The following is a 15,550-nucleotide window of genomic DNA, read 5'->3' as shown; positions in this document are numbered from 1 at the left end:
ACCGTCCGCGTGAACGAACGAACGTTCTTACTTCGGAGGTAAGCACGCCGTCTCCGCCGCTGTCAAGCGACGGAGAGGGAGCCACGCGGGCATGCACTAACCTGACCGCATGAACAGTCGTTCCCCGTCCACCCTGATCGCCGACACCGGCCGCGGGAACGAGGCCGCGATCCTGAACGCCGCCCTCGAAGCCTTCGGCACCAAGGGATTCAACGGCGCCTCCATGCGCGACGTGGCGAAAGGCGCGGGCACCGGCCTGTCCAACCTCTACAACTACTTCCCGTCGAAGTCGCAACTGCTCGCCGAAGTCCTGCGGCACGCGAACGACGAGCTCTACGCCCGGGTCCGGCGGGCCGTCGAAGAGGCCGGCGACGACGCCGCGTCCCGGATGCGCGAGGCCGTGCGCGCCTACGTCGGCTTCGTCGTCGATCACCAGGTCGCGACCGTGGTGGCCACCAGCGAGGTCCGCTACCTCGAGCAGGGCGACCGGCAACGCCTCGTCGCCGAACGGGACGCCACCCAGGCGCTGTTCGAGGAGATCGTGGCGCAGGGCATCGCCGGCGGCGAATTCCGCACGCCCTACGGCAAGGACGCCGCGCGGGCCATCCTGTCGATGATCGCCGCCGTGGCGTACTGGTACCACCGCGACGGCCGGCTGTCCCGCGGCCAGCTCGCCGAGCAGCAGGCGCGCTACGCGCTCGCCATGCTCGAGGCTCCCCTGGCGAACTGAGCGGAACTGCCTCTTGTCGAACCGAAGGGTGGATCACTAAGGTACGAACGATCGTTCGTACCCCCGTCCCGAATCCGTCGGGACGGACGTGCACGGCCGCAGTGACGCGGCACGGAGGTGGACTTCGATGGACCAGCAGGCGCCCCCCGCGAAGATGGGCAGGCTCGCCGCGGCGGCGGTCTTCGCCACGACGCTCGAGTGGTTCGACTTCCTGATCTACGCCACGGCCGCGGCACTCGTGCTCGGCCCGCAGTTCTTCCCCTCGGCCAGCCCGGCCGCCGGCACGCTCGCGTCCTTCGCGACCTTCGCCGTGGGGTTCGTCGCCCGGCCGCTCGGCGGGATCATCGCCGGGCACGTCGGCGACCGCTTCGGCCGCAAACCACCGCTGGTCGCCGCCATGCTGGTGATGGGCCTCGCGACCGTCGGCATCGGGGTCCTCCCGTCCTACGCCACGATCGGGGTCTGGGCGCCCATCCTGCTCGTCCTCGCCCGGCTGGTGCAGGGCCTGGGCGTGGGCGCGCAGTGGGGTGGCGCCGCGCTGCTGCTCGCCGAACACGCCCCCGTGGCCCGCCGCGGCTTCTACGGCAGCCTCGTGCAGACCGGCGCCATCTTCGGCGCGGTGGCGGGCAACCTGCTCTACCTCATCCTGACCGCGACCCTCACCGACCAGGAGTTCACCAGCTGGGGCTGGCGCATCCCGTTCCTGTCCGGGCTGGTCCTGGTGCTCATCGGCAGCTGGGTACAGCTCAAGGTCGAGGACACCCCGGTCTTCCGGCAGCTGCAGCAGCGCTCGGCCGCCTCCCAGCGCGCAGCAGGGCTGCGCAAGGCACCGCTGCTACAGGCAGTGCGCCGGTACTGGCGGCAGATCCTGCAGGCCGCGGGCGCGTTCTTCGTCGTCAACGCCACCTTCTACATCCTGATCAGCGGAATGCTCGACTACGCCACCAAACACGCGGGCATGTCCCGCACCTCGATCCTGGTCTGCGTCATGGTCGCCGGGCTCTCGCAGGTCTTCACCATGCCGTTCTTCGGCGCCCTGACCGACCGGATGGGCAACCGCAAGAAGCTGTACCTCACCGGCACCGTGCTCATGGCCGTCTTCGCGTTCCCCATGTTCTGGATGATCAACACCGGCTCGGTCCCCGTGGTGCTGCTCGCACTCCTGATCGGCTTCACCATCCACGCAACGATGTACGGTCCACAAGCGACCCTCTACGCCGAGATGTTCCCGGCCGACGTCCGCTACTCCGGAGCCTCACTCGGATACCAGTTCGCCTCGGTGTTCGCCGGCGGCCTCGCACCATTCATCATGACCGCACTACTCGCCGCGACCGGCTCCTCCTGGTCGGTGTCGCTCTACATCATCGCCTGCGCCGCCCTGACCTTCGTCGCCGTGGCGACGATCAAGGAACGCTTCCAGCGGGACCTGTACGAAACCTCGGACAGCACCGCACGGCATGAGGTCGGCGCGGGCACCGGGAACGAATAGAATCCACAGTGGACGCGCCCGCGGCCGGCGGGCGGCCAGGGCCAGGGCGGTCGGCGGCCGTCCGCACGGTTCCACGACCCGCTCGGCCTGCCGCGGCTCGGCCGCGGTCCGCCCCCGCGATCCCTCAGCATGCCGCGACGGAATCCGAACCGCCACCGCCGCCCCGTTTGGTCCCCGGCACAAGGAGATGGGCCTCGTCTTGGGCCGCGAGCCATAGGTGCGTCCGAGTGGACTTCCTAGCCTGGGTGAAAGCCGAAGCCGGAAGGGACGCATTCATGAGGATCACCGGCGTCGATGTGGGCGGGACCCACACCGACATCATCGCCTTCGACACCGACAGTGGCGAGGTCGCCGTCCACAAGGTCCCCAGCACCCCGCACGACCACTCGGTCGGCCTGGTCGACGGAGTGTCGGCCGTGGCGGGCGGCGGGGAGCTCGACTTCCTGGCCCACGGCACGACGATCGCGACGAACGCGCTGCTGCAGCACGACGGCGCGACCACCGGGCTGATCACCACCGCCGGCTTCCGGGACATCCTGCACATCGCGCGGCACCAGCGGCCGCTGCACTACTCGATCCGGCAGCAGATCCCCTGGCAGGACGGCGCGCTGATCCCCCGCCGGCACCGCAAGGTGGTCCACGAGCGCGTCGACGCGCTCGGGCAGGTGACCACCCCGCTGGACGAGGAAGCGGTGCGCCAGGCCGCCGAAGAGCTCGCCGCGGCCGGGGTCGAGTCGGTCGTGATCGCCTTCCTCAACAGCTACCGCAACGCCACGCACGAGCTGCGCGCGGCCGAACTGGTGCGCGAAGTGTTCCCGGCGGCCTTCATCACCACCTCCGCCGGGGTGTCGCCGCAGTTCCGCGAGTACGAGCGCTTCACCGCGGCGGCGGTGAACGGGTTCGTCGGCCCGACCGTCCAGCGCTACATCGGCAAGCTCGGCGACCGGCTCGCCTCCGCCGGGCTCGACGCCGAACTGCGCATCATGCGTTCCAACGGCGGTGCCGCGACCCCGCGCTTCGCCGCCGACTATCCCGTCACCCTGCTGATGAGCGGCCCGGCAGCGGGTGTGCTGGCCGGTGCGCATGTCGGGAACGCGTGCGGCCGCGAGAACCTGGTGACCTTCGACGTCGGTGGCACCAGCGCGGACATCGGCATCGTCACCTCCCGCAGCATCCTGGAGTCCTCGCCACGCGACACCTGGATCGCGGGCCTGCCGATCGTGGTGCCGATGATCGACGTGCACACGGTCGGCGCCGGGGGCGGCAGCGTCGCCTACGTCGACAGCGGCGGCGCGTTCCGGGTCGGGCCGCGCAGTGCCGGCGCCTCGCCCGGTCCCGCCTGTTACGGGCAGGGCGGCGAGGAACCGACCGTCACCGACGCGAACCTCGTGCTCGGCCGGCTCCGCGCGGACCGCACCCTCGCCGGGTCGACCTCGCTGCGGCCGGACCTGGCGACGGAGGCGCTGCGCCGGCTCGGCGAGCCGCTCGGCATGACACCCGAGGAGACCGCGGCCGGCGTGCTCCGGATCGTCAACAACAACATGGCCAACGCGATCCGTACCCGCACCATCCAGAAGGGCAAGGACCCGCGAGCCTTCACCCTGGTCGCCTTCGGCGGCGCGGGCCCGCTCCACGCCGCCGAGGTCGCGGCGTCGCTCGGGCTGCCCGAGGTGCTCGTCCCCCGCTACCCCGGGATCACCTCCGCGATGGGCCTGCTCGCCAGCGACCTCAAGTACGACCTGCTGCGCACCATGTTCCTGCTCGACGAGAACGTCACCGCGGCCGCACTCGACGACGTGTTCAGCACCCTCGGCACCGAAGCGCGCGAGCACCTGGTCGCCGACGGTGTACCAGCGCAGGACATGTCGTTCGAGCGCTACGCCGACTGCCGCTACCTCGGCCAGGGCTACGAGCTGCGGGTGCCGCTGGACGACGGCGTACTCGACGAAGAGGCGGTGAGCCGCTGCTGGAAGCGGTTCCACCAGCTGCACGCCGAGGAGTACGGGCATGCGTTCCACGACAGCCCGATCGAGCTGATCAACGTCCGGGTCATCGCGCGCGGCGAGCTGCCCAAGCTCCCCGCGTTCTCGGTCGACGCCGATCCCGACGCGAGCAAGGCCGTGGTCGCCACCGACACCGCGCTGTTCCGCTTCGGCGACGAACTCAAACCAGTGGAGACCACGTACTACGAACGCTCCGAACTCGGCGCGGGTGCGGTCATCGAAGGCCCCGCCGTGGCGGTGCAGATGGACTCCACCACCGTCATCCCGCCGGGCACGCAGGCACGGGTGCTCGAGACCGGCGACATCCTGATCCGTATCGGAGGCAAGCGATGAGCGCGAAGCAGGTCGACGTCATCGAATACCCGCGTGGCACCGCTCGCGAGTCCACAGTGGACCCGATCACCACCAGGGTGATCGCGGGCGCGCTGGAGAGCATCGTGCTCGAGGTGGGCCACAAGCTGTCCCGGATGGCCTACTCGTCGGTGATCAGGGAGTCGGAGGACTTCGGCGCCGCGATCCTCGACGCGCAGGGCAGGCAGGTGTGCGAGTGCCCGCTGAGCACCCCGCTGCAGCTCGGCCCGATTCCCGGCTACGTCCGCGGCGTCAACCAGATCATGGCCGAGCGCGGCCAGAGCTGGCACGACGGCGACGTGATCATGCACAACTCCTCGTTCCACGGCGCCTCGCACCAGCCGGACGTCGCGTTCTGCGTGCCGATCTTCCACCACGGCGAGCTGGTCGGCTACAGCGTCACCACCGCGCACCACCTCGACCTGGGCGCGCTGGTTCCCGGTTCGGTGGGCATCGTGGACGCCACCGACGCCTTCGCCGAAGGCCTGCAGTTCCGCGCGGTCAAGGTGTACGAGCGCGACGAGCCGAACCGCGGCATCTGGCAGCTCCTGCGCGACAACATCCGCAGCTCCGACATGGTGGTCGGGGACATGGAGGCACAGATCGCGGCCGCGCGGGTGGGTGCGCGGCGCTACGTCGAACTGCTCGAGGAGTACGGGAAGGCCACCGTCGAGGACGCGTGCGAGGAGTTGATGAACTACTCCGAGCGCGTGCTGCGCGAGAAGATCACCGAGCTGCCCGACGGCGTGTACCGCGCCACCGGGTACGTCGACGGGTTCCCCGACGATGCGGATCCCGAGCGCGCGCTGCTGCCCGTCAAGGTGGCGGTGACGATCGAGGGCGACACGCTCACCGTCGACCTGACCGGTACCGCACCGCAGGTCGCCGAGAAGGCGATCAACATGCCACTGCTGGGCACGGTGGACATCGCCGTCTACGTCACGCTGCGCTCGATCCTGCTCGACCAGGCGACGCATGAGGACACCCCGCAGAACTCCGGGCTGGTCCGGCCGATCCGGGTCATCGCCGAACGCGGCAGCATGGCCAACCCCGCCTTCCCTGCCGCGACCATCGCCCGCTTCTGCCCCGGCAACGTCGTGGCGGACACCCTGATGCACGCGCTCAGTCCGATCTGCGGGGACCGTGTCTCCGCGGGTGTCGGCAACCTGAAGGTCATCGCCTACAGCGGACTGCGCGGCGAGAACTACTGGGTCTACATGGACATCAGCGAGGGCGCGTACGGCGGGATGCTGGAGCGGGACGGCATCGACGCGATGGACACGCTCTACGCGAACACCCGCAACAACCCGGTCGAGGACATCGAGGCGCACTACCCGCTGCGAGTGCGACGGTACGAGTTGCGCACCGACCACGGCGGCGCCGGCCAGTGGCGTGGCGGGATGGGCACGATCCGCGAGGTCGAGTTCCTCGCCCCGGGCATGATGAACCTGGAAGGCGACGGGAACTGCTACGCGCCCTGGGGTGCCTTCGGCGGGGAGAACGGCTCCCCCGGCGGCGTCGACTTCGTGCACGCCGACGGTTCGGTCGAACAGCTCCCGTCGAAACTGCAGGGCCGCCGGGCCGGGGCGGGCGATGTGATCCGCACGCTCAGCCCGTGCGGTGGCGGGTACGGCGATCCGCTGGCACGCGATCCGGAGCTCGTGGTGTCCGACCTGCTCGACGGCTACCTGTCCGAGCAGACCGCGCGGACCCGGTACGGGGTCGTGCTCGACGGGACCGGGGTGGACGGACCGGGCACCGCGGCGCTGCGCGCGCAGCTGCGTGCGGCGGGCCCGGCCGACCAGCGGCCGCCCTGGGCGTCGGCGCCGTCCGGGACGGTGGGGTGAGCGGGGATGTCCCTCCTCCTCACCGCGCCCGGGGTCTCCCCGGACAGGCATGATGATCGAATGCCACCCGCCACCGAAGAACCCACGCAGCTCGACCGGCTCGAGGCGATCATCGAGATCAACCGGTCACTGGCGTCCACTTTGGACGGGGATGCACTGACCCACCGGATCCTCCGGGAGGCGATCCGGATCATCCCGGCCGCCGACGCGGGTGTGCTGCTGCTCTACGACCCCGACCGCGAGCGGCTCGTGGTGCGGCACGCGATCGGGTTCGGGCCGAGCATCTACAAGATCGAGCTCGCGTCCGGGGAGAGCCTCACCGGGCGGGCGTTCCAGCAGCGGAAGTCGGTGCTGTACCAGACGAAGGAGGCGCTGGTCCCGAAGCAGGACCTCGCCCCGGACAGCCACCGGCTGCTCGCGGACGCCGCAGGCGGGATCGACTTCCCGCACAGCGCGCTGGTGGCCCCGCTGCTGACCACGGACGGCCCGATCGGCGCGATGATCGTGGAGAACTTCTCCACGCCCCGCGTGTTCGACCCGTTCGACCTGCGGCTGTTCGAGGGCCTGGCCCAGGGCGCCGCGATCGCCATGGTGAACGCCCGGCTGTTCGCCTCCGAACGTGCTGCCCGTGTCCGCCTGGAGACGGTGAACCAGCTGGTCAGCGAGCAGCGCGACCAGCTGGAGCGGCGGGTGCAGGTGCAGGAGGCGCTCGCCGACATCGTCCGCGAAGGGCTCTCCGCGGACGCGCTGGTCACCCGGCTCGCCCGGTTGTGCGGCGCGGGGGTGTTCCTGTGCGATTCGCTGCACGCGATCCGCACCGCACAGCCTTCGACCGACGCGCTGACGATCCGTGGCATCGACGAGGAGCACGGCGACGCGATCTCCACCGCGCTGGCCGAGGCCGAGGCGACCCGGAGTCCCCAGCGCGCCGAGCTCGGCAAAGGGGTGCTGCTGGTCGCGCCGATTCCCGGCGGCTCGGAGATCCTCGGGTTCCTCTGCGCACTGTTCGCCAGCAGCGGGCCGGACGAGGTGCACGCCGCCGCGGTCTCCTCGGCCGCGCACATCGCGGCGACCGAGTTCGTCGAGCAGCGCGCCCACGCGGAGGGCCGGATCCGCGCCGACGCGGACACCCTGGATCTGCTGATCCAGGGCAGGGCACCCGCGATGGCGGGCGCGCCGTTCCTGCTCTCGATCGGCCGGGTGCACCACGCCCGCGCGGACGCGGTGGTCGACCACCGGTGGCTGCGCGCGTTGCTGACCTGCGCCCAGCGCGAGTTCTCCGGCGAACTGGTCGCCGCGACCATCCGGGACGAGCACGTGGTGCTCGCGTGGGCCGGTATCGAGGGCGACAGCGCGGGCGGCGCGGAAAGCCGGATCGAGAAGCGGCTCCGCACGGCTGCGGACCGCTTCGCCCGGCTCGGCTCCGGCTGGCAGGCGGGTTTCGTGCTGTCCGACCGGATCGACGCGGCCTCCGGGTTCGCCGACGCACTCACCGAAGCACGCCTCGTCGCCGAACTGCACCGCCGCGTGCGCAACACCGACCCGGTCCGCACGGTGCGGGCCCTCGGCGCGTACCGGCTCATCCTGCGCAGCGCGGGTACGGACGAGATCCTGCGGCTGTGCCGGGACACGCTCGGCGAGGTCCTGCGCTACGACCGGGATCGCCACACCATGATCCTCGAGACGCTGCGCGCGTACCTCGATCACGGTGGTTCGACCAAGGCCGCCGCCCAGGCGCTGTCGGTGCACCCGCACACCGTGCAGTACCGGCTCGGACGGCTGGAAACGCTGTCCGGCCTGCGGCTCACCGACTCGCAGGAGCGCCTGACCATCGAGCTCTGCCTGCGCATCCTGGACAGCGCCGCGCTGTCCGAAGCCCTCTAAGCAGTCTGGAGGACACCCGTGTCCGAATCCCTGCCGGAAGTCTCCCCGCACCGGATGGCGGAACTCGTCACCGAGCTCGGCCGGGTCGGCGAGCAACCGGGCGGCGGGCTGATCCGCTTCGTGTACGACGACGCCTGGCGCACCGCCGGTGGCCTGCTCGCGCACTGGATGGCGGAGGCGGGCCTGGAGGTCCGCACCGACGCCGTGGGAAACGTGTTCGGCCGACTGGCCGGTACCGAAAGCGAAGCCACCGTGCTCACCGGCTCGCACTTCGACACGGTGCCGATGGGCGGCCGGTACGACGGCGCGCTGGGTGTCCTTTCCGGACTCGCGGCGCTCGAAGCCTTGAGCAAGACTTTTGGCAGGCCGAAGAAATCGCTCGAAGTCGTGGCGCTGTGCGAGGAGGAGAGCAGCCGTTTCCCGGCCAACTTCTTCGGTTCCCGCGCGATGCTCGGCACGATCGCCGACGACGAGCCGGAGACCCTGCACGACGCGGACGGCATGACGCTGGCGGACGCGATGACACGGATCGGGCTCGATCCGCGGGCGATCGGCTCGGCGCGCCGGAACGACGTCGAAGCGTTCGTCGAGCTGCACATCGAGCAGGGCCGGGTGCTTCAGGACGAAGGTACCCGGATCGGGATCGTCACCGCGATCACCGGGCTGCGCTGGCTCGACGTCACCGTGTCCGGCCGCGCCGATCACGCCGGGGCGACGCCGATGGACCTGCGCCGCGACGCCATGCAGGGGGCCGCGGAGATGACCCAGGCGGTGACCGCGCTGGTCGAGGCCGAGGGCCGCCCGGCGGTGGCGACCTGTGGTGCGTGGCAGGTACTGCCCGGCGGCGTGAACATCGTGCCCGAGCAGGTCACCTTCTCGATCGACCTGCGTCATCCCGACGAGGCGACACTCGACCGGCTGGCCGGGCGGATCCGCCAGGAATGCGCCCGCATCGCGACGCGGCGGCAACTCGCCGTCGCCCTCAACGACACCAAACTGGTGCCGCCCGCGCCGATGGACGAGTCGGTCCGGGCGCTCATCGAGAAGGCGGCCGCGGAACAGGGCGCGAGCGCGCGCCCGATCCCCAGCGGGGCCGGGCACGACAGCCAGATGTGGGCGCCGCACGTGCCCACAGCGATGATCTTCGTGCCCAGTGTGGACGGTCGCTCGCACTGCCCGGAGGAGTACACCGCACCGGAGGACTGCGCGGTGGGGGCGTCGGTTCTGGCCGGCACCCTGCGCGAACTCGCTTACTAGCGAAGGAGAGCCGTCATGCGCATTCTCGTCGTCAACCCCAACACCACGGAGAGCATGACCACCGCGATCGGCGAAGCGTGCCGTGCGGTCGCCGCTCCCGGTACCGAGATCACCGCGATCAACCCGGCCTGGGGGCCGCCGTCGATCGAGACCTATGTGGAGGACTACGTCGCGGCCGCGGCGATGCTCCAGACCATCGCCGGACACCGCGACTCCTACGACGCCTTCGTCGTCGCGTGCGCGGGCGATCCCGGCCTGTACGCCGCCCGCCAGCTGACCGACGCACCGGTGATCGGGATCGCCGAGGCCGCCATGCACATGGCCTGCCTGGTGGCGCACCGGTTCTCCATCGTGACGGTGATCGACAGCGTCCGCCCGATGCTCGAGGACATGGTGAGCGTCGCCGGGATGTCCCCGCGCTGCGCGTCGATCCGCGCCACGTCCCTTTCGGTGCTGGAAATCGAGCAGGACTACGACCACGCCGAGCGGGTGCTGATCGAAGAGAGCAGGCGCGCCGTCGAGCAGGACGGCGCCGAGGCGATCGTGCTCGGCTGCGCCGGGATGGGCCCGCTCGACAAGCGGTTGCAGAAAGAGCTCGGCGTGCCGGTGCTCGACGGGTGCGGCTGCGCGGTCACCCTCGCCGAGTCCCTCCACCGCTACGGCATCACGACGAGCAAGGCCGGCGCCTTCGCCATGGACGCGGCTCGCCTGCCGCGGCTGGGTTTCCCGGTTTCCCAACAGTAAAGGAGAGAGTGTGGAACGCCTCGTCATCGACACCGACATCGGCACCTACTACGACGACGCCTTCGCCGTCCTGCTCGCGGCCAACTCGCCCGAGGTGCAGTTCGAAGGTGTCACCACCTGCTACGGCGACACCGAGCTGCGCGCCGAGATCGCGTGCAAGATCCTTGAGTTCGTCGGCAGGCCCGAGGTTCCGGTGTACGCGGGAATCGGCGACCCGCTCGGCGAGGCCGAAGCGCTGATGTTCGGGTTTGAAGGGGAAGGCATCTTCGACGACGGCCGGCCGGAGAAGAAGCCCGAGGAGGGCTCGGCCGTCGAGTTCCTCACCCGCATCGTGCGCGAGAACCCCGGCGAGATCACCATCTGCACGCTGGGCACGGTGACGAACGTGGCGGCGGCGATCCGCCAGGACCCGACGTTCGTCGAGAACCTCAAGCACCTCATCATCATGGGCGGCGTGATCGTCCCGGTGGTCGACGAGAAGGGCATCACCCGCTCCCCCGTCGAGGAGTACAACCTCAACAACGACCCGGTCGCCGCGAAGATCGTGATGGAGTCGGGTGCGAACATCACCCTGGTCCCGATCGACGTCACGCTGCGCGTGCCCATGTCGGAGCAGCAGATCGAGGCCATGCGCACCGCCAGGAGCAAGTCGGCGCAGCTGGTTTCGCGGATCCTCGAGCCGTGGCCCGAGCAGGAGCGGCTGATCTACCTCAGCGTCGGCATCCCCACCGAGTTCACCGGGATCTGGCTGCACGACCCGCTGACCATCGCGGTCGCGTTCGACCCGAGCCTGATCACCTCGGCCCGCATCCACGTGGCGACCGAGTTCGCCCCCACCCTGGTGCCGCGGGACCTGCTGATCCGGCACGACATCCTGCGCACCATCCCGAAGAAGAAGGCGCCGAACATGAACGTCGCCGTCGACGTGGACGCCGACCGGTTCACCCAGCTCTTCGCGGACCGCATCACCGGCGGGCTTTGACCCCTCGCGTGGGTGTCGTGGCCCCCCGTTCGCCCGGGCGGGCCACGACACCCAGGCGATGCGCCACGGGAGCTACCCGTGACCGCGCCGGGCACGGCCTGCAGCCGGTCGAGTACCTGGGTCACCCGGCGCTCGTAGTCCACGCCGTGCCGGCCGGTGGAGAACCCGGCGAACTGGCTGACGCGTGCCGATCCGACGTCGGCTCCGTCGCGGCGGCCGTGATGGGCGGCGACGAGACCCCGATCGCGAGCCTGAGCCTGAGCATCCCGATGAGCCGCCTGACCCCCGAATCCGAAGCGGGCTACGGCGAAACGGCCAGCGAGGCAGCACGCGACCTCAGCGCCCCGATCGGCTACACATCGGCCCACCCGGAATGACCGCGGGCGCGGGTTGTCCGCCACCTCATTCACGCCGAACGAGTCAACGACTTTCGTAGCGAAACCGATCTCGGTATTGGTTCGGAAACGGTGCTGTTATCTCCAGGACACCGGCCGAAACGCAATGCGGGAAAACAGCATTGCCGGGTGACGCCACGGCCGGGCCGCTGACCTGCGAGAACGCGCCCCGGACCAGTCGGCGATGCACCGCTGGCCGGAAACGGTGCAGGATTCCTACACTTCCTTGACACCATCTGCGGGGATACCGCAAGATCATGGGCGTTGACAGCGGAATCCTTCATCAACCGTATCGAGGATGTGTCGCATGCTCGACGAAACCGATCGGCGAATTCTCGCCAGGCTCGCGGTCGACGGCCGGGAAACCTGGGCGAACCTGGCCCGCGCGCTGGGACTGTCCGAAAGCAAGGTCGCGCGCCGGGCACAGCGGTTGTTCGATTCGGGCTGCGCCCGGGTGGTCGCCGTTCCCGATCCGCTGCGCTGCGGTTTCGGCACCCCGGTGCTGGTCCATCTCCAGTGTGTGCCCGGGCATGCCCGCGCGGTCGCCGAGCGCCTGGCGGCGCGTCCCGATACCCGGCTGGTCGTCCTGCTCGCCGGCAGCTTCGACGTGCTCGCCGAACTGATCAGCACCGACCGGGACCACCTGATGCGGGTGATCCACGAGGATTTCCGGGAGTTGGAGGGCGCGCTCGAAGCCAGCGTCGAATCGGTACTGCGCACCTTCAAGGTCGGCTTCGACTGGGCCCGCGAACTCCTCGGCCACGACGCGGTCACGCCGCGGTCCGGCCCTCCCGCGACCCACCAGAGCGGCTGCCCTGAACTGTCCGCTGTAGACCTCAACCTCATCGCCGCACTGTCCAACGACGGCAGGCTTTCCTACGCCACGCTCGCGCAGCGCCTGGGTATCACCGAGTCCCTGGCCACCCGGCGGCTGCGGCACCTCGTCGACTGCGGCTACCTCACGTTCAGCCCGCTGATCGATCCGGCGTTGCTGGGTTACGAGATCGAGGCGTTCCTCCGGATGCGCGTCGACCTGCGGAAGATCGGCGCGATCGCCCGCAGGCTCTGCCGCGAGACCTCCGTGCGCTACGTCTCGGCGACCACCGGCGCGTCCGATCTGGTCTGCGAAGCCGTCCTCCGCGACCACGCGGCGCTGTACGAGTTCGTCACCGGCACCATCGCCAATCTCGACGGCGTGCGGAGCTTGGAAACCACCGTCGAACTCGGCTCGGTCAAGCGCGCATACCGGCCGAGGCCCGTCCGTAGGCACGCGGACAACGCACCACGAAAAGGAGAAGGATGAGCAAGGCCACCCAGTACACCGGCTACCGGTCGTATTCCTACCTCACCCCCGGCGTCGACTACGACACGTTCGAGCTGAGCGACGAACTGGCCCGGGTCCCGGAATACGACCTGGGCCTGGACGCCGAGCAGCTGGCCAGGACCCGCCGGCTCGTCGAGGACAACATCGTGGTGAGCCTGCACGATCACCCGCAGGTCTTCCCGCGCGACGTGGGCAAGATCCGCGAGTACATCCGCACCGGCCGCGAGCACACCGGCTACGCGGGCCTGGCCCGCTCGGGCATGACCGCCGTGTTCGACAACCTGATGGACGGCACCGCCTGTGTCACCAGCAAATGCGGCTGGAAGTGGGACGACGTCCTCTACGACATCGGCATGCGGTTGTGCGATCTGGCGCATCAGGACTTCGTGCGGGTCGTGTACGGCCTCGACGACATCCAGGCCGCCCACGAGAACGGCCAGGTGGGGCTGGTGCTGTGCCTGGAGGCCTCCACCCCGATCGAGAACGAGGTCGACCGGATCGACATCCTCTACGGCTTCGGCGTGCGGCAGATGGGTATCGCGTACTCGGAGTCGAACACCCTGGGCAGCGGCCTCAAGGAGAAGCGCGACGGCGGCCTCACCGTGTTCGGCCGGCGCGCGGTGGAGCGGATGAACAAGCTCGGCATGGCGATCGACGTGTCGCACTCCGGGGACCAGACCTGTCTGGACGTCTTCGAGGTGTCCGAGAAACCCGTCCTCATCACCCACGCCGGTGCGCGGGCGATCTGGCCGACCCCGCGGATGATGCCGGACGACGTGCTCAAGGCCTGCGCGCAGGCCGGTGGCGTGCTCGGCCTCGAAGCGGCTCCGCACACGTCACTGTCGAAGGAGCACCCGCGCCACAGCCTCGAGTCGGTGATGGACCACTTCACCTACTGCGTCGAGCTGATGGGCATCGAGCACGTCGCGTTCGGACCGGACACCCTCTACGGCGACCACGTGGGGCTGCACAAGCTCTTCGCGTCCAACCTCGGGGTGCACGACGCGCACGCCGGCCCGGACTACGAGGAAGTGCCTTACGTCGCGGGGCTCGAGAACCCGACCGAATGCTTCTTCAACATCGTCGGCTGGCTGGTGAAGCACGGCTACTCCGACGAGGAGATCCAGCTCGTCATCGGCGGCAACGTGCTCCGCGCGCTCGAACAGATCTGGTGACATGAACGCCGGAAGCGACCTCCTGGTCGCGCCGATCGCGACGGTCTCGCGGCTGCTGCACCACGGTGAGCTCTCCCCCGAGGATCTCCTGGAGGCCGTGCTGGCCCGCCAGGAGATCCTGGAGCCCGAGCTCAACGCGTTCACCACGGTGCTCGCGGACCGGGCGAGGCGGCAGGCACGCGAGGCCGCCGCGGCCATCGCCGCCGGCCAGGGCGGTCCCCTGGCCGGCATCCCGGTGTCCGTCAAGGACATCTTCGACATCGCCGGGGTTCCCACGATCGCGGGTTCGCGCATTCTCCGCGGTACCGAGGCCACCGTGGACTCGGCTGTCCACAGCAGACTCCGGGACGCGGGAGCGGTGGTCTTCGGGAAGACGAACATGCTCGAATTCGCCTACGGGTTCGTGCATCCCGACCACGGGCAGTGCAACAACCCGTGGGACACCGGCCGTACCGCCGGCGGGTCCAGCAGTGGATCCGCCAGCGCGGTGGCGGCGGGGATCGGGTACGCCTCGGTGGGCACGGACACCGGCGGCTCGGTCCGCGCGCCCGCGTCCTTCTGCGGGCTCGTGGGCATGAAACCCACTTACGACAGCATCGATCGCCGGGGCCTCATCCCGCTGTCCGCCACCCTGGACCACGTCGGACTGCTGACCAGGACGGTGGCCGACAACCGGTTGCTGCTGGCAGCGCTCACCGGGCGGCCGGTACCGGCCGGGCCGCCACCCACGTCCCCGGTGGTCGGCGTGATCACCGAACTCCTCGACGCCACCCCGGACGCGCAGGTCCGCGACGCGTTCGCCAAGGCGGTGGAAGTCCTCGGGTCCACGGGCGCCCGCGTCCGGGAGGTGAGCCTGCCCGGGATCACCGAGCTCTGGCGGCGGGGCGTGGAAATCCTGGGGCCGGAGGCGGCACACGCCCATCGCCACTGGCTTCCCGCACGGGAAGCCGACTACGCCCCGCCGACCTTCGCCAACCTGATGGCCGGCCGCGACGTGCCCGCGGTGGCCTATCTGAACGCGCTGGAGGCCCGGCGGGAGTTCAGCAGGCAGGTCGACGCCGTGCTCGGCGAAGCCGACGTCCTGGCAGCGCCCACGATGCCCGGAGGTGCCACGGTCCAGGATCCCGTGCTGGACCTGGCCGGGCTGGACGCGTGTGTCCGCACGATCCCGTTCAACGTCAGCGGCCATCCCGCACTCTCCCTGCCCGCGGGCAGCACGCTCGACGGCCGGCCGCTCGGCTGGCAGCTGATCGGGCCGAAGGGCCGCGAAGACGCGGTCTACGCCATCGCCGAACGCTACGAAACCGCCTGCGGCGGATTCCCCTCCCCCTCTCTCGGCGTCGTCGGCCGAGCCTGAACACCGCGTCCC

The 15,550-nt window shown here is 70.0% G+C and carries 12 protein-coding genes; all 12 read left to right on the top strand.

Annotated elements, in window-relative coordinates:
* Positions 1–109 precede the first annotated feature (109 nt).
* The gene (locus tag LWP59_RS13840) at positions 110–730 is read left to right on the top strand and encodes a TetR/AcrR family transcriptional regulator (RefSeq protein WP_144635221.1); all 621 of its coding nucleotides are present in this window, start codon (positions 110–112) and stop codon (positions 728–730) included.
* Positions 731–857: 127 nt separating this feature from the next.
* Positions 858–2,219, top strand: a complete 1,362-nt coding sequence (locus LWP59_RS13835; RefSeq protein ID WP_144635224.1) for an MFS transporter — start codon at positions 858–860, stop codon at positions 2,217–2,219.
* 275 nt (positions 2,220–2,494) lie between these two features.
* Entirely contained in the window at positions 2,495–4,555 is a 2,061-nt protein-coding gene (locus LWP59_RS13830) for a hydantoinase/oxoprolinase family protein (protein WP_144635227.1), read from the top strand.
* Complete coding sequence (locus LWP59_RS13825; RefSeq protein WP_144635230.1) at positions 4,552–6,420, top strand: hydantoinase B/oxoprolinase family protein; 1,869 nt, start codon at positions 4,552–4,554, stop codon at positions 6,418–6,420. Before LWP59_RS13830 ends, LWP59_RS13825 begins: the two co-directional genes overlap by 4 nt.
* Positions 6,421–6,480: 60 nt before the next feature.
* On the top strand, positions 6,481–8,304 hold the full coding sequence (locus LWP59_RS13820) for a helix-turn-helix domain-containing protein (protein WP_186383103.1): 1,824 nt from the start codon (positions 6,481–6,483) through the stop codon (positions 8,302–8,304).
* An 18-nt stretch (positions 8,305–8,322) separates the two neighbouring features.
* Positions 8,323–9,561 carry a Zn-dependent hydrolase gene (locus tag LWP59_RS13815; protein WP_144635236.1) on the top strand — a complete coding sequence of 413 codons (1,239 nt, stop codon included), beginning with the start codon at positions 8,323–8,325 and terminating at the stop codon, positions 9,559–9,561.
* A 15-nt stretch (positions 9,562–9,576) separates the two neighbouring features.
* Positions 9,577–10,305: an aspartate/glutamate racemase family protein gene (locus LWP59_RS13810; protein WP_144635239.1), complete on the top strand. Its 729-nt coding sequence runs from the start codon at positions 9,577–9,579 to the stop codon at positions 10,303–10,305.
* A 10-nt stretch (positions 10,306–10,315) separates the two neighbouring features.
* Entirely contained in the window at positions 10,316–11,287 is a 972-nt protein-coding gene (locus tag LWP59_RS13805) for a nucleoside hydrolase (RefSeq protein WP_144635242.1), read from the top strand.
* Between the two features lie 146 nt (positions 11,288–11,433).
* Positions 11,434–11,664, top strand: coding sequence for an IclR family transcriptional regulator (locus LWP59_RS13800; protein WP_144635245.1), 231 nt, complete (start codon positions 11,434–11,436; stop codon positions 11,662–11,664).
* Between the two features lie 325 nt (positions 11,665–11,989).
* A complete protein-coding gene (locus LWP59_RS13795; protein WP_186383104.1) occupies positions 11,990–12,985 on the top strand; it encodes an Lrp/AsnC family transcriptional regulator in 996 nt (331 codons plus the stop codon).
* Positions 12,982–14,181, top strand: coding sequence for a dipeptidase (locus LWP59_RS13790; RefSeq protein WP_144635251.1), 1,200 nt, complete (start codon positions 12,982–12,984; stop codon positions 14,179–14,181). Before LWP59_RS13795 ends, LWP59_RS13790 begins: the two co-directional genes overlap by 4 nt.
* A gap of 1 nt (position 14,182) precedes the next feature.
* The gene (locus tag LWP59_RS13785; RefSeq protein WP_144635254.1) at positions 14,183–15,538 is read left to right on the top strand and encodes an amidase; all 1,356 of its coding nucleotides are present in this window, start codon (positions 14,183–14,185) and stop codon (positions 15,536–15,538) included.
* Positions 15,539–15,550: the final 12 nt, after the last annotated feature.

Source organism: Amycolatopsis acidiphila (assembly GCF_021391495.1).
In the GTDB taxonomy this organism is placed as follows: Bacteria; Actinomycetota; Actinomycetes; order Mycobacteriales; family Pseudonocardiaceae; genus Amycolatopsis_E; species Amycolatopsis_E acidiphila.
The sequence above is the reverse complement of the archived record's forward strand: the minus strand, read 5'-3'. Positions and strand labels throughout refer to the sequence as shown.

Bases quoted from the DNA above. Each gene is read 5' to 3' on its own strand.
- LWP59_RS13840 (WP_144635221.1), top strand. From the start codon at position 110: ATGAACAGTCGTTCCCCGTCCACCCTGATCGCCGACACCGGCCGCGGG.
- LWP59_RS13835 (WP_144635224.1), top strand. From the start codon at position 858: ATGGACCAGCAGGCGCCCCCCGCGAAGATGGGCAGGCTCGCCGCGGCG.
- LWP59_RS13830 (WP_144635227.1), top strand. From the start codon at position 2,495: ATGAGGATCACCGGCGTCGATGTGGGCGGGACCCACACCGACATCATC.
- LWP59_RS13825 (WP_144635230.1), top strand. From the start codon at position 4,552: ATGAGCGCGAAGCAGGTCGACGTCATCGAATACCCGCGTGGCACCGCT.
- LWP59_RS13820 (WP_186383103.1), top strand. From the start codon at position 6,481: ATGCCACCCGCCACCGAAGAACCCACGCAGCTCGACCGGCTCGAGGCG.
- LWP59_RS13810 (WP_144635239.1), top strand. From the start codon at position 9,577: ATGCGCATTCTCGTCGTCAACCCCAACACCACGGAGAGCATGACCACC.
- LWP59_RS13795 (WP_186383104.1), top strand. From the start codon at position 11,990: ATGCTCGACGAAACCGATCGGCGAATTCTCGCCAGGCTCGCGGTCGAC.
- LWP59_RS13790 (WP_144635251.1), top strand. From the start codon at position 12,982: ATGAGCAAGGCCACCCAGTACACCGGCTACCGGTCGTATTCCTACCTC.
- LWP59_RS13785 (WP_144635254.1), top strand. From the start codon at position 14,183: ATGAACGCCGGAAGCGACCTCCTGGTCGCGCCGATCGCGACGGTCTCG.